Genomic DNA, 17,400 nt, shown 5'->3' on the forward strand with positions numbered 1-17,400 from the left:
TTGTGGGGGGGGGGGGGGGCGCGGCCCGGATCCCCCGCGGCGGGGGCCGGGCGGGGCGCCGGGGGCCCCCCCCCCCCGGGGGGGGGGGCCCCCCCCCCCCCGCGGGGGGGGGGGGGGCCCCCCCGCTCCGCTTTGTGCGCGGTGTCGGTTTGACCTGGTAGTACTTGGGAGCGATGAGCAGCACAGGGGAGAACGGGGCCGCCGAGCCGGAGCAGCTGGCGTTCATCCGGGAGACGGTCAAGCGGGCCAAACCCCGGACGTGGAAGGGTGCCAAGCGGGCGGAGCACCTGCCGGTCGCCCGGGTCGTGGTGGACAAGGGCGTGCTCACCATCGACAAGTTCTTCGACTACGAGGTGCCGGCCGCCATGGCCGAGGAGGCCCGGCCCGGGGCGCGGGTGCGGGTGCGCTTCGGGGCGCGGGTGGTCAAGGGCCAGCGCGAGGGCGGGGAACTGCACGACGGATTCATCGTCGCCCGGCTGGAGAAGAGCGACTTCGCGGGCCCGCTCGCCCCGCTCGCCCAGGTGCTCTCGCCCGAGCCGGTGCTCTCCCCGCAGCTGCTGCGGCTGTGCCGCACCGTCGCCGACCGGTACGCCGGGACCCTGGCCGACGTGCTGCAACTGGCCGTCCCGCCCCGGCACGCCAAGGCCGAGGCCGAGCCCTCGCCGCCACCGCTGCCGCGCCCCCAGCCCCCGGCGCCCGGCGGGTGGCAGCGCTACCCGGCCGGACCCGACTTCCTCACCGCCCTGGCGGGCGGCGGCTCGCCGCGCGCGGTGTGGGCGGCGCTGCCCGGGCCCGGCTGGCCGTACGAGATCGCCCGGGCCGTCGCGGCGACGCTCGCGGGCGGGCGCGGCGCGCTGGTCGTGCTGCCCGACCGGCGGTCGGTGGCCCGGGTCGACCAGGCGCTGACCGAACTGCTCGGACCGGGCATGCACGTGGCGCTGGAGGCCGAGCTCGGCCCGCGCGAGCGCTACCGGCGCTGGCTCGCGGTCAGCCGCGGCTCGGTGCACGCCGCCATCGGGACCAGGGCCACCATGTTCGCTCCGGTGCGCGACCTCGGGCTGGTCGTGGTCTGGTCCGACGGCGACAGCAGCCACAGCGACCCGCGCGCCCCGCACCCGCACGTTCGGGAGGTCGCGCTGCTGCGCGCCGCCGAGGAGGGCGCGGCGGTGCTGCTCGGCGGGCACGCGGTGACGGTGGAGGGCGCGCAACTGGTCAGCACCGGCTGGGCGCGGCCGCTGGTCGCCGACCGGGAGACCGTCCGGCAGGTCGCCCCCAGGGTGCGCACCGTCACCGACCAGGACCAGCACCGGGACGCCGCCGCCCAGGCCGCCCGGCTGCCCTCGGTGGCCTGGGAGGCCGCCAGGGAGTCGCTGGCGGCCGGGCACCCGGTGCTCATCCAGGTGCCCCGGCGCGGCTACGTACCCCGGCTGGCCTGCGGGCGCTGTCGCACCCCGGCCCGCTGCCGACGCTGCGAGGGGCCGCTGGAGGCGCCCTCGGCGGACGCCTCGCTGCGGTGCGGCTGGTGCGGTGAGGCGGAGAACGACTGGCACTGCCCCGAGTGCGGCTCCTTCCGGCTGCGGGCGCAGGTGGTCGGCGCCCGGCGCACGGCGGAGGAACTCGGCAAGGCCTTCCCGCGGATCCCGGTGCGGACCTCGGGACGGGACGCGGTTCTGGACACTGTGCCGGACGAGCCCTCGCTGGTGATCTCCACCCCCGGCGCCGAGCCGGTGGTCGAGGGCGGCGGTGGGTACGGGGCCGTACTGCTGCTGGACGGCTGGGCACTGCTCAGCCGGCCCGACCTGCGGGCCGGGGAGGAGACGCTGCGGCTCTGGCTGGCGGCGGCCGCACTCGCCCGGCCGTCCGGGGAGGGCGGGACGGTGGTGGTGGTCGCCGAGCCGTCGGCCCGGCCGGTGCAGGCGCTGGTGCGCTGGGACCCGTTGGGGCACGCCGGACTGGAACGCGACGAGCGGGCGCAGCTGCACTTCCCGCCGGTGTCGCGGATGGCCTCGGTGAGCGGCAGCCCGGCGGCCGTCGCCGATCTGCTGAACCTGATCCGGCTGCCGGAGGGTGCGGACGTGCTCGGGCCGGTGCCGGTGCCCGCGCTGCGGGGGGAGGAACAGGAGCGGGCGCTGCTGCGGGTGGCGCCCGGTCAGGGGGCCGCGCTGGCGGCGGCGCTCAAGGCGGCGCAGATCGCGCGGATCGCGCTGCGGACGCCGGAGGCGGTGCGGGTGCGGGTGGATCCGACGGACATCGGGTGAGGTCGCCGGGGGCGGGGTGAGTGGGCCACCCCGCCCCCGGGACGGCCCGGTCGTGGCGGGGTCGGTCAGCCGCGGAGGGGGATGTTGGTGCGGTCCGGCTGCGGGCGGTCGAGGGCGGTTCGGTCGACGGTGCCGTGGTCGATGCCGGTTCGGTCGATCGGGGTTCGGTCGATGGTGCTGCGGTCGATCGGGGTGCGGTCGAGGGAGTTGCGCTCCAGGGCGGCGCGGTCCAGGCCGCCCTGGCGGGCGGCGGGTACGGTGGCGGCCAGGCCGCCGCGTTCGGCGGGGGCGGGGATCTCCTCGGAGCGGTCCGGGCGGCTGGGGCCCGGGACGGCGCCGCTGGCGGCCAGGAGTTCGCTGGTCGGGCGGCGCATGCCGTAACGGCGGTGCACGGCCTGCTTGGTGACCCCGAGGGCGGAGCCCACCGAGTCCCAGGAGAAGCCCAGCGCGCGGTCGAACTCGACCGCCGCCGCCACCAGGGTCTCCACGCTCTCCCGCAGCTCCTGGGCCAGGCGCACGGTCGGCGCGGGCGCCCGGCCGTACACCACGAAGCCGGCCGAGGTGCTCGGGCGGCGCGGTCGGTACACGTTGCCCAACTGGGCGGTGAGCGTCCGCAGCGCGTCGACCTGGCGCCTCACCCGCTCGATGTCCCGCACCAGCAGGTGCAGGCTCGCCCGCGCACGGGCGTCGTGGTTGATCTGCTCGGCCATGGCCTACGTGCCACCTTCCGTACGGTTCAGCTCGGCCGGGGCTCGGTGTCCCGTGCGCCCGGCCCCGGTCAATCTCTCTTGACCAACGCCGAAGCGGGGGCCGGGGTAACGCGGCCCGGCGACTCGGGATATGCCAGAAGCGGGTGCCGCTGCCGTGGAGGGCGGTGCCGTCGTCGCGGGGAGGCGGTGCGGGGAGGGGGTGCCGCCGTCACGGGGAGGCGGTGCGGGGAGGGGGTGCCGCCGTCACGGGGAGGCGGTGCGGGGAGGCGGTGCGGGCGTGTGGGGACGACCCGTCGGAGCGCCCGGGGGAGTTGCATAGACTTGCGGGGAACCAGCCGTTGCCCGAAAGCCAGTGCCCTCGCGGACAGGAGCCCGTACCCCGTGGCGATCCAGCCGATCCGTCTCTTCGGAGACCCCGTCCTTCGGGCCACCGCCCAGCCGGTGACCACCTTCGACAAGGAACTGCGCAACCTGGTCAGCGATCTCACCGACACCATGCTGGACGCCCCCGGCGCCGGCCTCGCCGCGCCCCAACTCGGCGTTTCGCTAAGGGTGTTCACGTACCACGTGGACGGCGTCACCGGGCACCTGATCAACCCGGACCTCTCGCTCAGCGAGGACGAGCAGGAGGGCCCGGAGGGCTGCCTCTCGCTGCCCGGGCTCCGGTACGACACCAGGCGCGCCTACGGCGTGGTGGCCAAGGGCTTCAACATGTACGGCGATCCGGTCACGGTGGAGGGCACCCAGCTGCTCGCCCGGTGCATCCAGCACGAGACCGACCACCTGGACGGCATCATCTTCATCGACCGGCTCGACGGGGAGCAGCGCAAGGCCGCGCTGAAGGCGATCCGGGAGAGCGACTGGGGGGCCGGTCCGGCGCCGGTCGTCAAGATATCGCCGCACAGCACCTTCGGCTCGGCGCGCTGAGTTCGTCCTCCGGTCCTCGTTTCCCCGTTCTCCGCTCCTCCGTTCTTCGTTCGCGGATTCGTTCGCGGAGTTGTTTGCAGATTCGTTTGCAGAAAGGCACTTGATGCGTCTCGTCTTCGCCGGCACCCCCGAGGTCGCCGTTCCCGCCCTGGACGCGCTGATCGCCTCCGACCGGCACGAGGTGGTCGCGGTGGTCACCCGCCCCGACGCCCCCGCCGGGCGCGGGCGCAAGCTGGTCGCCAGCCCCGTCGCCCAGCGCGCCGAGGAGGCCGGGATCGAGGTCCTCAAGCCGGCGAAGCCCAGCGACCCCGACTTCGTCGCCCGGCTCACCGAACTCGCCCCCGACTGCTGCCCGGTGGTCGCCTACGGCGCGCTGCTGCGCCCCGGCACCCTGGAGATCCCGGTGCACGGCTGGGTCAACCTGCACTTCTCGCTGCTGCCCGCCTGGCGCGGCGCGGCCCCGGTCCAGCACTCGGTGCTGGCCGGCGACGAGGTCACCGGCGCGTCCACCTTCCTGATCGAGCAGGGCCTGGACTCCGGCCCGGTCTACGGCGTGATCACCGAGGAGATCCGCCCGAGCGACACCAGCGGCGAACTGCTCACCCGGCTCTCGCTCTCGGGCGCCCGGCTGCTCGTGGCCACCATGGACGGCATCGAGGACGGCTCGCTGCACGCCGTGCCGCAGCCGGCCGAGGGCGTCACCCTCGCGCCGAAGATCAGCGTCGAGGACGCGCGGATCGAGTGGAACCACCCGGCGCTGCGGATCGACCGGGTGGTGCGCGGCTGCGCGCCGGCACCGGGCGCGTGGACGGAGTTCCGGGGCGAGCGGCTGAAGGTCACCGGGCCGGTCAAGCTGCTGCCGGACACCGCCGAGCTGGCACCGGGCGAGGTGGCGATGGTCGGCAAGAACAGTGTGCGGGTCGGCACCGGGAGCCACGACATCGAGCTGGGCGAGGTGCGTCCGCAGGGGAAGAAGGAGATGCGGGCGGCCGACTGGGCACGTGGGGCGCGGCTGGAGGCGGGGGAGCGCTTCGGGGCGTGAGCGCCGCCGGGCGGAGGTCCGGGACTGCCCCATGGGGCTGACCGTCGGATTTGGCGTTACTGTTCGTTCGAGATCTTCTGATAACCATCGCAGCACTTTGAGGCACTTGTGAGCACCCCCAGTACCCGTGGCAACTCCGGCGCGTCCGGTAACTCCGGCGCGTCCGGCGGCAAGCGTGCGCCGCGTCCGCACCGGCGGCCGAAGAAGGACCCGGCGCGGATCGTGGCGTTCCGCGCCCTCCGCGCCGTCGACGAGCGGGACGCGTACGCCAACCTGATCCTGCCGTCCCTGCTGCGCGAGGCCGAGCAGAAGGGCATGGACCGGCGCGACGCCGCCCTCGCCACCGAGCTCGTCTACGGCACCCTGCGCCTGCAGGGCACGTACGACGCGATCATCGCGGCCTGCATCGACCGGCCGCTGAGCAAGGTCGACCCGCCGGTGCTGGACGTCCTCTCGCTCGGCGCCCACCAGCTGCTCACCACCCGCATCCCCAGCCACGCGGCCGTCTCGGCGACCGTCGAGCTGGCCCGGGTGGTGCTCGGCGACGGCAAGGCCAAGTTCGTCAACGCCGTGCTGCGCCGGATCAGCGCCCACGACCTGGACGGCTGGATCGAGCAGGTCGCCCCGCCGTACGACAAGGACGCCGAGGACCACCTGGCCGTCGTGCACTCCCACCCGCGCTGGGTGGTCTCCGCACTCTGGGACTCGCTCGGCCGCTGGCAGCCGGACGCCTCGGGGCGCACCGCGATGGAGGAGCTGCTGCGGGCCGACAACGAGCGGCCCGAGGTCACCCTGGTCGCCCGGCCCGGCCGGGCCACCGTCGGCGAACTGGCCGACGCCCTGCCGGAGGCCGCGCCCGGGCGCTGGTCCCCGTTCGCGCTGCGGCTCGCCGAGGGCGGCGACCCGGGCGCGCTGACCGCGGTACGGGAGAACCGGGCGGGCGTGCAGGACGAGGGCAGCCAGCTGGTCGCGCTGGCCCTGGCCGCGGCGCCGCTGGAGGGCCCGGACCGGCTCTGGCTGGACGGCTGCGCCGGACCGGGCGGCAAGGCCGCGCTGCTCGGCGCGCTGGCCGCCGAGCGCGGCGCGGGGCTGGTCGCGAGCGAGAAGCAGCCGCACCGGGCCCGGCTGGTGGCGCGGGCGCTGGAGGGCAACCCCGGCCCTTACACGGTGATCGCGGCCGACGGGACGCGCCCGGCCTGGCGCTCCGGGGGCTTCGACCGGGTGCTGGTGGACGTGCCGTGCTCCGGTCTGGGCGCGCTGCGGCGCCGTCCGGAGGCGCGCTGGCGGCGCCGGCCGGCCGATGTCGCCGCCTTCGGGCCGCTCCAGCGGGACCTGCTGCGTTCGGCGATCGAGGCCACCCGGGTCGGCGGGGTGGTCGGCTACGCGACCTGCTCGCCGCACCTCGCCGAGACCCGGGCGGTCGTCGACGACGTGCTGCGCGGTGAGGGCGGCCGGGTCGAGTGGATCGACGCGCGGCCGCTGCTGCCCGGCGTGCCCGCGCTCGGGGACGGCCCGGACGTGCAGCTGTGGCCGCACCTGCACAGGACGGACGCGATGTACCTGGCGCTGCTGCGGCGCACCGCCTGAGGACGGGCTTGCGCCTCCCGTAGGGGGAGGCGGCAGGGTGGTGGGCATGAACGGCGATGCGTTCCCCACGACCGGTCCGCTCCTCACCATCGGTGAGCTGGCCCGGCGGACCGGGCTGACGGTGAAGACCGTCCGGTTCTACTCGGACCAGGGGATCGTGTCGCCGGCCGACCGCAACCCGGCCGGCCACCGGCAGTACGGCGTGGACGCCGTCGCACGCCTGGAACTGGTGCGCACCCTGCGCGAGCTCGGCTTCGGACTGCCCGAGGTCCGGCAGGTGCTGGAGCGCGAAAGCGGGCTGTCCGAGGTCGCGGCGGCGCACGCCGCGGCGCTGGACGTCCGGATCCGGGTGCTGCGGCTGCGGCAGGCGGTGCTGCGGACGGTGGCCGCGCGTGGGGCTACCGCAGAGGAGCTGACGCTCGTGCACCGACTGGCCCGCTTGACGGAGGACGAACGGGGGCGCCTGATCGGGGAGTTCCTGGCGGAGGTGTTCGGCTCGGATGCTCCCGGGGGCGGTCGGTTCGGAGGCGCCCGCTTGGGAGGGGGCGGTCGGTTCGGAGGCGCCCGCTTGGGAGGGGGCGGTCGGTTCGGAGGGGTGGCCCGGTCGCTGACGCCGGAGCTGCCGGAGGAGCCGTCGGCCGAACAGGTCGAGGCCTGGGTGGAGTTGGCGCTTCTGGCCGAGGACACCGGCTTCCGTGAGTTGCTCCGGGGTCTGGCGGAGGACGAGGCCGGGGAAGCGGCCGGCGCGAGCTCCGTTCCCCGGCCCGGACTGGCCGTACTGGTGCGGGAGTTGGCCGGTCCGGCGGTTGCGTCCGGGGTGGCGCCGGAATCGGCGGAGGCGGCACGGGTGGGCGATGTGCTGCTGGAGCGGTACGCCCGGCTGCTGGGTGCGGCCGGGGCCGGGGTGGCCGGGGCCGGGGTGGCCGGGGCCGGGGTGGCCGGGGTCGGGGTGGCCGGGGTCGGGGTGGACGGGGCCGGGGCCCGGGTCGGGGTGGACGGGGCGGCGCTGCGCGGTCGGTTGGCGGGGCGGCTGAGGGCCATGGCGGACCCCCGGCGGGAGCGGTACCTCGCGCTGCTTGCGGTGGTCAACGGCTGGGCGGCACCGGAGAGTTCGGCCGAGGTGCTGGAGTGGGCGGTGAGGGCCGTGGGCTGAGGCGGCTCAGCGGCCTGCTGTCGGGCGTCTACGGCCAGAAGGGCGGCGGGCCGGGGCAGTTGGTGAGGAAGGCGTGGGCCTGGGCGCGGAGCTGGTCGACCGGAGGGTCCTCGCAGATCACCTCCAGGCCGAGCCCGGTGGCCTGGCCCAGGTGGTGGTACGACTGGTAGGCCAGGTACGGGCGGTGGTCGTCGGTGGGGTCCAGCCCGACGGCGAAGGTCGCGAAGTGGGTGCGCTCCTTCTCGGTGCGGGCGAACTCCGTCCGGGAGAGCTCCCATTCGCACTCGTACGGCTCGGGGTCGGAGGGCAGGTCGAGCAGGGCCTGGGCCAGCCTGCGGACCTCGTCCGGGCCGGCGAAGGGGAGCGACTCCGACCAGAGCGGTGCGGCGGCGAGCAGCTCCCAGTCGGAACCGTTGTGGCGGACGGTCAGTTCCCACGCGCCGTCCTGATCGCGCCAGCGGCAACTGAGGATCGGATCCATGGTGGTCAACCTCCCTGTGGAGTCCGGCCGTTACGCTTTCTCCTCATCGTGGCACACCCGGTGGCCGCAGGGAGCCCGGCGTGCCCCGTCCCCGGCCGGCTTGCCAGGCTTCCTGCAGCGGACGGTGGCCGAGCACGGTGAGGTTGTGCCCGGTGAGCAGACGGCGGGCCTCCGGGGAAACCATTGGGGGAGGTGGCGGACGCGCGGGGATTCCCGGGCGGGCGGGCTCGGTCAGCCGGTGCGTTCGGGGGTGCCCTCGGGCGTGCTTTCGGGGGTGCTCTCGGCGGGGGCGGGGTGCCACGGGCGGCCGGGGCGGGTCCGGACGGGGGCGGACGTGAGGCGCAGGGCGTAGACCTCGCGGTCCGGAGCCGGGGAGGGGACCGGGCCGAGGTACTCGTGGCCGGTCAGGTGGCACCAGGCGGGCAGGTCGAGCGGGGCGGCGGGGTCGGTGGTGTGGATGTGGACCACCGCGCCGGCCGGGAGGTGGGCTATCTGCGCGCGCAGGCGGAGCAGGAGTTGGACGCAGAGCAGGCCGGTGCCGTCGACGGCGAGGTCGGGGGCGGTGCGCTCGGGAGCGGTGCTGCCAGGGGTTGTGCTGTCGGGGGTGGTCATCGGGGAGTCTCCTGGGTGATGCGCCGGAGGCGGCGGGGCAGTTCGCCCTCCTCGAAGGGGTGGGCGCGGATGTCGTCCCCGTGGCCGGTGCCGACGCCGTAGCGGGCGTTGCCGGTGCCGAGTTCGAGCAGCTCGTCGGCGGTGGCGTCGGCGTCGGTGCCGGCGGTGGCGAAGGCGGTGGCGTCGCTGGTGGCGAAGGCCCGAGCGGGGTAGCGCGCGGGGCCGGACGGCTGCTCGCCGTACAGGCCCGGGTTGGCGCGGCAGGTCTGCTGCCAGTGCGCGTGTGGGACGTCAGCGAGGGCGGGCTCCCGGCGACGCGGCGCGGCGGGCGTCGGGCCGGGGGTACGGGTCATGGTGCTGCCTTCGCGGGGTGTGGCCGTGGTGCGGATGATGCTGGGGGTGCCGGTGGTGCGGTGGTGCGCTGGTGCGGGTTCAGCCTAGGGGTGGGACGGGGCGAGGAGTTGGGTGGGGGTGCGGTCACGGCCTCGGGATGTGGCGGTGTTCGGGGGCGGTGCCGCCGAGGCGGGTGAGCAGGGCGGACAGCTGGGTGAGGTCCTCGTTGCTCCACTGCTCGGGGGCGAAGTGGTCGGCGGCGACCTGCCGGGCGGTGTGCAGCATCTCGGCCAGTCGGTCGCGACCGGTCGGGGTGAGGGCGGCGTAGGCGACCCGGGCATCGCGGGCGGCGGCCTCGCGGGTCACCAGGCCGATCCGCTCCAGCGGGGCGAGGCCTCGGGTGACGCCGGAGGCGGTGAGGCCGAGGGCCTCGGCGAGGTCGACCCGGCGCATCCGGCCTCCGGGGGCCTGGGAGAGGTGCAGCAGCAGGGTGAAGTCGGAGAGGCTCACGCCGTGCAGGCCGCCGAGGGCCGCGTCGAAGCGCTTGACCACGGCCGTCTGGGCTCGGACCAGGCGTAGGGCGGTGTCGAGCGGGTCGGGGCGGGAGTCGCTCGTGGGGCTGTTCGCCGGGATTGTCATTGCCACCTCCTTGACTGCTCAAGTATATGCACGGGCGGAGCCGTCAAGGAGGTGGCGGGGGGAGGGGGTCGGTCAGTTGGTGGCGGAGCCGTTGGCGGCGCGGCGCTGCCGCTTGCCGAGGGGCGCCTGGGAGAGGTCCTGGGCCTGGGAGCGGAGGTTCTTGTAGCCGTAGCCACGGTCGGCCAGCCAGGACTGCGCGGTCCGCTCGGCCCGCTCGGTGGCCTCCAGGATGTCCTCTTCCGCCTCGCCCTCGTCGAGGAAGCGGAAGGTGAACGCGGCGCGGGCGTTGAGGTCGTAGCTGAGGTGGCCCTCGCGGGTGAAGGCGGCGCGCAGTACCTCGTGTTCGGGTGCGGCCGCGAGGAGTTCCGCGCGCTGCTCGTCGTTGAGGCCGTCGAAGACGCCGCGCACCATGATGCGGAAGGTTCGGGTGGTCATGCTCAGACGATAGGCAGGAGGGATGGTGGACCGCCAATGCGATTTCGCGGACGGGACGCGCCCGGTGGACGGGGGTGGGGCGGGTCTTTCGGGTCACGCCGGGCGGCCGTGATCCGAAAGACCCGCCCTGGCTCGACGGCCGGGCGCCGGGCGCCGGGCGCCGGGCGTCGGACGCCGGGCGAGCGGGGTGAGGGGCCGGCCTCAGCGGGCGAAGGGCCCGAAGGTGGCCGCGGCCAGGCGGAGGGCTGGGGCCGGAGCTCCGGCGCCGACGCCGACGGAGTAGACCAGGCGCTTGCGCCCGTCCGCAGTGGCGAAGATTCCGTCGGAGTAGCCGAGGTCGTGCCCGGTCTTGCCCCAGAGCGTCGTGCCGTCCTGCAGCGGGATGGCCAGCAGTCCGACGCTGTAGCAGGCCTTGCCCTTGTTGGGCCCCAACTGGCAGTCGCCGGAGCCGTGGTAGGGCAGCAGCTGTCCTGAGGTGTCGCGCGGGAGGGTGAGCAGGTCGTGCAGCTGCTGCGGGGGAAGGAGTTCACCGTCGAGCAGGGCGCGCAGGAACCGGTCCAGGTCGGCCGGGGTGGAGACCATCGACTCGGGGTTGCCGCCCTGTTCGGAGACGTCGGTCGGGGTGTCGAAGTCGTCGGGGAAGTAGCCGGTCAGGTGCGGTTCGGGCATCTTCGGTGCGCCGTCGGTCAGTTCGGTGTGCCGGAGGTGGAGCGGCCCGAGGATGCGGGCTGTCACCTCCTGCTTGAGGGAGTGGCCGGTGACGCGTTCGATCAGCAGGCCGGCGAGACGGTAGTTGAAGTTGTTGTACTGCTGCTCGGTACCGGGTGCGAAGACCGGCCTGGGCCAGGAGTCCGGACTGCTGCCGGTGGGGCGAAGAGTGCGCTGGACGACCTCCTCGAAGGTCTCGACGCCGAATCGCTGGGCGATCATCTCGCTGTTGGAGACGGTCCCCGGACCTTCCACCACCGGCGGCAGTCCGCTGGTGTGGTCGAGGAGTTGGCGGACGGTGATCGACTGGTAGGCCGGGCTGCCGCCGCTGCCGTCGGGCAGGACGCCCGGCAGGTACTGCTGGACGGTCCCGTCCAGATCGACCCGCTGCTCGGCGGCGAGTTGCAGCAGCACGGCAGCCACGAAGGTCTTGTTGATGCTGCCGATCCGGAAGGCGGCGTTCGGCGCTACCGGCTGCCCGCTGACCGGGTCGTCGTCGGACCCTCGCCAGGTCTGGCCGTCGACCGTCACCCGGGCGATGACGCCCGCGGTGGGGTCGCCTGGTCGGAAGGCTATGGCGGCGCCCAGGGCGGCCTTGTCGGGGCCGCTGGTCGGCCTGCCGCTGCCGGCGGCCAGGGCGGGGGTGGATGCGGCCGCGAGGAGCAGTCCGGCGAGGGCGAGGGCGGCGGGCTTGGCGATGGCCATGTGGTCTCCGAGATGGGCGGGTCGGGCGGGTGCGGAGTGGTCCGCTGTGGAGAACACAGGTATGACGCCGAATCAGTTCCGCTGCGAGCTCGGGCGCGTTGGTTGGTGCGGAGCACGGTTCACCTCGTGGGGTTCCGGTCCGATGACCGGTTTCGGGTTCGCTCAGGGGGTCGGCGGGGACGACAGCTCGACGGACTGGACGGTGAACCCACCGGCGGTGACGGGAGCGAAGGGGGCTATCGCCATGCAGGTGCCGACGACGGGCTGGTAGGGATTGCCGTCCTTGTCGAGGTCCATGTTTCCCACGCCCCAGGAGAAGCCCAGGCGGTCCTTGCCCTGGCCGTGGGCGTCGTAGACGCTCAGGCCTATTCGCTGGCCGACGGGCATGGCGTCGGACTTGGTGATCACGGCGGACAGAGTGGCCACGGGCCCACCGGTGGAGAGGCAGTCGACCGTGGCGTCGGACTGGCGGAAGTCCCCGGAACCTGTCCGGTGGGAGAAGTGGACGGTGCCCCGGGCATCGGTGGGAAGCCCCGTGGGGACGCCGGGGACGGGGTGGGTGTAGGGCGCGCTCTCGGCGTTGACGGTGAACCGGATCTCGTCGTCGGGACTGAGGGCGTAGTGGATCCGGGCGGATCCGCTGACCCGGGCGGTCGCGGTGGTCGCGGTCGAGCCGATGGACCCGGTGGCCGCACCGGAGGAGGTCGCGCCGGCCGGGGCGGCGGCGGTGGTTGCCGTGAGGGCGAGGGTCGCGAGGACGGCGGCCGCGGCGGTGCGGGTACCACGGCTGGTGCGGCTGGTACGGGCTGTACGGGCGGCGCGGGCGGTGTGGGCGATGCGGAACACGGTGGAGACTCCCTTCTGCGGCGGCCCCGGAGGCCGTCGTCTCGGTGACTCCAAGACTGATCGCAGGCACCCCCTCCGCACATGTGCCGATCGGCATAGAGCGATCACCGGGTTCGCGGGGTGGCCCTGCCGATCGGCAGGGTCGGTTCCCGGAAACGCGTGGGTGAGCCGCGCCGGGCAGAATGGGCCGCCATGGAGACCGTGAACGTGACACCTGATCAGTTGCCCGTCGGGCGTGAAGTGCTTTTGGACGAGCCGGTGTTGCCGGTGAAGCCGACCTCCCGGGTCGAGGTGCGGAGGATCACCATGCCGCCCGGGTTCGCCGCCGGGTGGCACGTGCACAACGGGCCGGTGCTGGGCAGCGTGGTCGCCGGGTCGGTGCACTTCCAGGTCGAGGGCCGCCCGGAGACCGTGCTGACGGCCGGTGAGGTGTTCCACGAGCCGGTCGGTGTGCCGGTGCGCTTCGACGCCGGGCCGGAGGGCGCGACCTTCCTCGGGTACTTCCTGCTGGCGGACGGTGAGCAGCCGGAGATCGCCCTGGTGGGCGCGGTGCCGGTGGAGTGACCCCGGCGGGGCCGGGGGCGGGACGGGCCTCCGTTCCGCCCCCCCGCCGTCACCTTAGGGCGCTACGCCCGGGCCGGGAGGCGCGTGCAGACCGCGCCCGTTGCCAGGGGCGCCGTCCCGGCGCCCAGCGTGGCGAGCGTGAAATCCGTGGTCAGCGCGTTGACGGCGGCGCTCTGCCGGACCAGGTAGTGGCTGCCGCCGGGCACCTCGTACCGGGCGAGCTCTGGCGTGACCTGCCGGGCGCGCAGCGCGTACTCCAGGGACTGGGCGGCGCTCGCCGCGCTGCGGTCGGCCGTGCCGTGCACGATCAGCACCCGGCGCCCGGCGAGCTGTTCGACCCGGTCGCCGCTGGGCAGCCAGGGGGCGATCCCGGCGACCCCGGCGACGTTCGGGTGTCCCGAGCACCAGAACGCGGCCCGCCCGCCGAGCGAGTTGCCGATGAGGACCACCGGTGCGCCGGGGTAACGGCGTTCGAGTTCGTCGAGCGCCCAGCGGGTGTCGACGGCGGTGTCGGCGTCGGCGCCGTTCCAGCCGCTGTAGCGGTAGCGCAGCAGGTGCACCGCGAGGCCGTGCGGGCGTCCGCGGTCGGTGAGCTCGGTGGTGAGGCCCTGCAGGCCGAGTTCGGCGATCCGCAGCGGCCCGCGCCGGCTTCGGATGAAACCGCCGGGCAGCAGCAGGGCGACGCCGGAGACCGGGCCGTCGCCCTCCCACGGGGTGAGTTGTGCGGTGCGCGGACGCTGCGCTCGGAACACGCCGGTCCTTCCTGGGGACGGTGGTGCCTGGGGTGGACAGGCGGATTCTACGGTTCCGGGTGCGGCTCACGGTGCGTCAGGAGCGTCCACAGGACCCAACCGGTGACCCCGGTACGGGTGACCAGGACCTTCGCCCACCGGGAGCCGAGCGGCGAGGTCCAGGTGTCCACGACCTCGACCCGGTCCCCGGACTGCGCCAGACCGATCGCGGTGTCGCCGCCGGAGTGGTCGACCCGGACGTTGGCGGCGCTCGCGGAGACCTCCCACCACCCCGTCCCGACCCGGGGCGCCCGCGGCTCGCCGGGGGTGACGGCCGCCGGGACCAGCAGGATGGCGAGCGAGACCACCCCCGCCGTCGCCCGGCCGATCACCGCCACGGCGGCCTCGGGGCAGTGTTGTGCTCGGGGCGTGCGGAAGCCGTGGGGAGTGCGGGGATCACGTACAGCAGAACGAGCCGCCCGTCGTGCACGTACCGTCGCGCGCCGCTGCTCACCCGGTCGGGCGAGCGCACGCCCGGTGGTACAGCGGCGGTCACCTGCGGTGCATGTCAATTCGGCATGCACCGGCACCAGTTGCACCATCGTCGCGCGCGGCTTTGGGCCAGTCGCGTCGAGCCGCCTTCGACGGTGATGCCGTGGTCGGCGGAGAACACCTGGGCCGGCTGTCAGAACGCGGCCGCGATGTCCTGGCGCTCGGTGGCGAGGACCTCGCTGCAGGCCAGGCGGGAGTGGTCGTCGACGGCCGAGTGGACCTAGCTGTAGCCGGTCACCGGCTTGCAGCTCCTGCGTCATTCGGTGGTGGTGGTGGCTTGGTGGGTGTGGTTGCGGTTGTGGTGGCGGTCACGGTCACGGGCGCGGGCGCGGGCGCGGTTGCGGTCGCCGGCCTCCCGGCCGACCGTGCGCCAGTCGCCGCCGGTGGGGAGGCTGCCGAGCTTCTTGATGTCGACGTGAACGAGTTCGCCCGGGCGTTGCCGCTCGTAACGGCCTATCGGTTCGCCGGTGGGCCGGTCGAGCCAGGCCAGGCGGTTCAGGCCGTGCCTGGTCAGGATCCGGTGCACCGTCGAGGCCGGGATGTCGAGGGATCGGGCCGATCCGCGCGGGTCCGAGCTCGCGGTGCCGCCGTAGCTCGCAGACCCGGGCCTCGACGGCGGCCGCGGTGCGGTGCGGGGTTGTGCGCGGGCGGCTGGGGCGGTGCAGCAGGTCTGTTTCGCCCTCGGTCCGCCAGCGCCGCGCACACTTGTGGGCGGTGGCCCGGGAGATGCCCGTCTCGGCGGCAATGTCAATACGGCTCGTCCGCCTCCTGGCGGCGGACCAGGACCTACGAGCCGTCCTCGGTGGCAGCGTCGAGGACGCTGGTCCTCTGGCCGACCGACCGGACTTCGCCGTCCCGGAGGATCGGCTCGAACGGCCTGCGACGGAACGCGCTTGGCCGGTGATCAGCTCATGCAGCAGGCGGCGGCCGAAGGCGTAGAGATCGGAGCGGGTGTCCAGGGTGCGGCCTTCGAAGCGTTCGGGGCCGGGCAGGCGTGAGTGCCGAGACGATCACGTTGGTGGGGACGCCGTCGTCGTCGCCGGTGCGCGCGATGCGGAAATCGACTACCGCGACGGTTCCGCGGGACTGGACCAGCACGTGGGCGGGTTCGACGTCCCGGTGGACGACTGCGTTCCAGTGCGCGGTGGTCAGTGTCCCGGCTGTCCGGTCGGACCGGTCGGACCGGTCGGACCGGTCGATGACCCTGGGAGGCGGAGGTGGTCCGTCGGCCAGGTGCCGGCGAACCGGGCCGCGCCCTTGGGGGATTCGGCGGTGCCGGGACTCGTGCCCGTAGCCCGGCTCGTGTCAACCTACGCCGTGGGCAGGGGAGTTGGACGCCCGTTGCGCTCGGCGGACAGCTCGTCCAGGACGGCGGTGAGCAGGCCGGGGAGACGGGCGTCGAGGTCGTTCCGGCGGAGGGTGACCAGGCGGGCCTTGCCGCTGGTGCGGACGGCGACGACGCCCGCCTCGCGGAGGATCCGCCAGTGGTTCGAGAGGGTCGAGCGCGGGACGGTGATGCCCTCGGGACTGCAGGTGGTTTCGCCCTCCTTGGCGAGGCGGCGCACGAGTTCGAGGCGGACCGGGTCGCCGAGGGCGTGCAGGACGGCGGCGAGGTCGAAGTCCTCGGGGTGGGGCTGGGGCAGGGTCCGCATCGGGTTCCTCGGTCGGGCGCTGGCGGGCTCTGGTGGGGGGCCCTGCGGCAGTCTAGTATCTCGTTTCGACAGTTCGGGAAAGTCGAAATGATCTTGATTGCCGAGCGATCGAGGCGATCGAGGCTAGGGGGCGATGGGGCGATGGGGCGATGGGAACGATGAAGGTGCTGACGGCGCTGGCCCGGGTGTACGTGGACGACCTGGACGCCGCCCTGCCCACACTGCGCGAACTCACCGGTGAGGAGCCGGGGTTGCGCTTCCCGTACGCCGGCGTGGAGGTCGCCCGGATCGGCGGCCTGCTGGTCGTGGCGGGCACGGAGGAGACGCTGGCACCCTTCCGCCGGGTGCAGGCCACCCTGCTGGTCGAGAACCTGGACGGCCTCGGGGAGCTGCTTCGGGAGCAGGGCGGAGAGTTGCTGGACGGCCCCAACCAGGTGCCGACCGGGCGCAATGCCACCGCCCGGCACCCGGGCGGGGCGGTGTTCGAGTACGTCGAGTTCGGCAAGGACCGGGCAGTCGCCGCGAATTGACCGGCCATGAGGTGAATCGGGGCGGGAGGTCGGAACCGGCCTCGGATGCCCGGGAAATGGGGCTGCGGGTGGGGCGCGGGCCGGGGTAGGGTCCGCCGGTGACTGATGATCGTGGGGGAACGGTGGAGACCGGCGCCGAGGGGCCCGGAATCACCGAGGGGTCCGGAATCACCGAGGGGTCCGGGAACACCGAGGGTGCGGAGCCGGTCGCCGAGTCCGGCGGTGGCGGAGCCGGGCCGCGGGTGGGGCTCCAGGTGGCGGCGGCGGTCGCGCTGGTGGGGGTGCTGTTCGCCGGGCTCTGGGTCCTGGCCAAGAGGGAGCGCGACGGCGTCGAGCCGGCGAAGTGCACCGCCGCGACGGAGAAGGACTCGCCGAAGTACCCGACGCTGTGCGCCGCGCTCAACCGGCCCGACCTGCCGGTGCTCGTGGGGGTGCCGGAGGAGCGGGTGCTGGTGGCACAGCCCGGGCTGTCGGCGGCCCTCGGACCGGGCCTGACCAAGGAGAACTACGGTTCGGCGGAGGTGCAGTTCAGGGAGCTGTACGTCGAGCTCGCCGACCATGGGGACGTCGACGTGGAGGGCTTCGCCACGCCCGGCGACCCGACGATCGCGCGCACGCCCGTGCTCGGCCACCAGGCGCTGGTCCACCGGTCACCCACGATGTTGTTCTCGATCCCGCTCGGCGGCGGGAAGTCCACCTCCGGCACCGGCTCCGCCGCCCACTGCCTCGCCGTGGCGAAGAACCCGGACGGGACCGGGGGCACCTTCGAGGTCAGCATCTGGCGCAAGGACTCCGGGTCGATCGACGACGCGACCCTCTACCGGGTGGCCGAAGCGGTGCTGCCGGGCCTGCAGGGCTGGGCGGGCGGAGCGGCGACCGGCGGAACTCCGGCCGCCGGAACTCCGGCCGCCGGAACTCCGACCGGCTGACCGGCG

Annotated in this window: 19 protein-coding genes and 1 pseudogene; 8 read left to right on the forward strand and 12 right to left on the reverse strand. The window is 74.3% G+C overall.

Annotation, left to right across the window (positions count from 1 at the left end):
- Positions 1–173: 173 nt before the first annotated feature.
- Positions 174–2,258 (forward strand): primosomal protein N', encoded by a 2,085-nt coding sequence (locus tag ACIRVF_RS13515; protein WP_402816431.1) that lies wholly within the window; start codon positions 174–176, stop codon positions 2,256–2,258.
- A gap of 65 nt (positions 2,259–2,323) precedes the next feature.
- Here ACIRVF_RS13515 and ACIRVF_RS13520 read toward each other — a convergent pair whose 3' ends face one another.
- Positions 2,324–2,968, reverse strand: coding sequence for a hypothetical protein (locus ACIRVF_RS13520; protein WP_402816432.1), 645 nt, complete (start codon positions 2,966–2,968; stop codon positions 2,324–2,326).
- A 381-nt stretch (positions 2,969–3,349) separates the two neighbouring features.
- Here ACIRVF_RS13520 and def point away from each other — a divergent pair, with 381 nt between their 5' ends.
- From def to ACIRVF_RS13540, 4 genes are all read left to right on the forward strand, one after another.
- Positions 3,350–3,895, forward strand: a complete 546-nt coding sequence (gene def, locus ACIRVF_RS13525; RefSeq protein ID WP_402816433.1) for a peptide deformylase — start codon at positions 3,350–3,352, stop codon at positions 3,893–3,895.
- Between the two features lie 103 nt (positions 3,896–3,998).
- Entirely contained in the window at positions 3,999–4,937 is a 939-nt protein-coding gene (fmt, locus tag ACIRVF_RS13530) for a methionyl-tRNA formyltransferase (RefSeq protein ID WP_402816434.1), read from the forward strand.
- A gap of 108 nt (positions 4,938–5,045) precedes the next feature.
- Positions 5,046–6,524: an RsmB/NOP family class I SAM-dependent RNA methyltransferase gene (locus tag ACIRVF_RS13535; RefSeq protein WP_402816435.1), complete on the forward strand. Its 1,479-nt coding sequence runs from the start codon at positions 5,046–5,048 to the stop codon at positions 6,522–6,524.
- 46 nt (positions 6,525–6,570) lie between these two features.
- Positions 6,571–7,677, forward strand: coding sequence for a MerR family transcriptional regulator (locus ACIRVF_RS13540; protein ID WP_402816436.1), 1,107 nt, complete (start codon positions 6,571–6,573; stop codon positions 7,675–7,677).
- 28 nt (positions 7,678–7,705) lie between these two features.
- Here ACIRVF_RS13540 and ACIRVF_RS13545 read toward each other — a convergent pair whose 3' ends face one another.
- The 7 genes from ACIRVF_RS13545 to ACIRVF_RS13575 form a co-directional block, all read right to left on the reverse strand.
- Positions 7,706–8,158 carry a hypothetical protein gene (locus ACIRVF_RS13545; protein WP_402816437.1) on the reverse strand — a complete coding sequence of 151 codons (453 nt, stop codon included), beginning with the start codon at positions 8,156–8,158 and terminating at the stop codon, positions 7,706–7,708.
- Positions 8,159–8,389: 231 nt separating this feature from the next.
- A complete protein-coding gene (locus tag ACIRVF_RS13550; protein WP_402816438.1) occupies positions 8,390–8,770 on the reverse strand; it encodes a sulfurtransferase TusA family protein in 381 nt (126 codons plus the stop codon).
- On the reverse strand, positions 8,767–9,123 hold the full coding sequence (locus ACIRVF_RS13555; RefSeq protein WP_402816439.1) for a hypothetical protein: 357 nt from the start codon (positions 9,121–9,123) through the stop codon (positions 8,767–8,769). Before ACIRVF_RS13555 ends, ACIRVF_RS13550 begins: the two co-directional genes overlap by 4 nt.
- 124 nt (positions 9,124–9,247) lie before the next feature.
- Positions 9,248–9,742: a MarR family winged helix-turn-helix transcriptional regulator gene (locus tag ACIRVF_RS13560; protein ID WP_402816440.1), complete on the reverse strand. Its 495-nt coding sequence runs from the start codon at positions 9,740–9,742 to the stop codon at positions 9,248–9,250.
- Between the two features lie 72 nt (positions 9,743–9,814).
- Positions 9,815–10,177 carry a DUF6204 family protein gene (locus ACIRVF_RS13565; protein ID WP_402816441.1) on the reverse strand — a complete coding sequence of 121 codons (363 nt, stop codon included), beginning with the start codon at positions 10,175–10,177 and terminating at the stop codon, positions 9,815–9,817.
- Positions 10,178–10,378: 201 nt separating this feature from the next.
- The gene (locus ACIRVF_RS13570; RefSeq protein ID WP_402816442.1) at positions 10,379–11,590 is read right to left on the reverse strand and encodes a serine hydrolase domain-containing protein; all 1,212 of its coding nucleotides are present in this window, start codon (positions 11,588–11,590) and stop codon (positions 10,379–10,381) included.
- 162 nt (positions 11,591–11,752) lie between these two features.
- The gene (locus tag ACIRVF_RS13575) at positions 11,753–12,436 is read right to left on the reverse strand and encodes a hypothetical protein (protein WP_402816443.1); all 684 of its coding nucleotides are present in this window, start codon (positions 12,434–12,436) and stop codon (positions 11,753–11,755) included.
- Positions 12,437–12,703: 267 nt separating this feature from the next.
- On the opposite strand from ACIRVF_RS13575, the gene ACIRVF_RS13580 reads away from it, so the two are divergent.
- Positions 12,704–13,000 (forward strand): cupin domain-containing protein, encoded by a 297-nt coding sequence (locus ACIRVF_RS13580; protein ID WP_402816444.1) that lies wholly within the window; start codon positions 12,704–12,706, stop codon positions 12,998–13,000.
- Positions 13,001–13,062: 62 nt separating this feature from the next.
- Here ACIRVF_RS13580 and ACIRVF_RS13585 read toward each other — a convergent pair whose 3' ends face one another.
- From ACIRVF_RS13585 to ACIRVF_RS13600, 4 genes and pseudogenes are all read right to left on the reverse strand, one after another.
- Positions 13,063–13,752, reverse strand: a complete 690-nt coding sequence (locus ACIRVF_RS13585) for an alpha/beta hydrolase (RefSeq protein ID WP_402816445.1) — start codon at positions 13,750–13,752, stop codon at positions 13,063–13,065.
- Between the two features lie 47 nt (positions 13,753–13,799).
- Positions 13,800–14,129: an SH3 domain-containing protein gene (locus ACIRVF_RS13590; protein ID WP_402816446.1), complete on the reverse strand. Its 330-nt coding sequence runs from the start codon at positions 14,127–14,129 to the stop codon at positions 13,800–13,802.
- A gap of 290 nt (positions 14,130–14,419) precedes the next feature.
- Positions 14,420–15,029, reverse strand: a pseudogene (locus tag ACIRVF_RS13595) (helix-turn-helix domain-containing protein); the annotation flags it as partial.
- Between the two features lie 564 nt (positions 15,030–15,593).
- Positions 15,594–15,935: an ArsR/SmtB family transcription factor gene (locus tag ACIRVF_RS13600; RefSeq protein WP_402816447.1), complete on the reverse strand. Its 342-nt coding sequence runs from the start codon at positions 15,933–15,935 to the stop codon at positions 15,594–15,596.
- A gap of 149 nt (positions 15,936–16,084) precedes the next feature.
- Here ACIRVF_RS13600 and ACIRVF_RS13605 point away from each other — a divergent pair, with 149 nt between their 5' ends.
- Together ACIRVF_RS13605 and ACIRVF_RS13610 are read left to right on the forward strand one after the other, a co-directional pair.
- Positions 16,085–16,465 carry a VOC family protein gene (locus ACIRVF_RS13605; RefSeq protein WP_402816448.1) on the forward strand — a complete coding sequence of 127 codons (381 nt, stop codon included), beginning with the start codon at positions 16,085–16,087 and terminating at the stop codon, positions 16,463–16,465.
- 98 nt (positions 16,466–16,563) lie between these two features.
- A complete protein-coding gene (locus tag ACIRVF_RS13610) occupies positions 16,564–17,394 on the forward strand; it encodes a DUF6215 domain-containing protein (protein ID WP_402816449.1) in 831 nt (276 codons plus the stop codon).
- Positions 17,395–17,400: the final 6 nt, after the last annotated feature.

Source organism: Kitasatospora sp. NPDC101157, from assembly GCF_044768255.1.
Taxonomy (GTDB): domain Bacteria; phylum Actinomycetota; class Actinomycetes; order Streptomycetales; family Streptomycetaceae; genus Kitasatospora.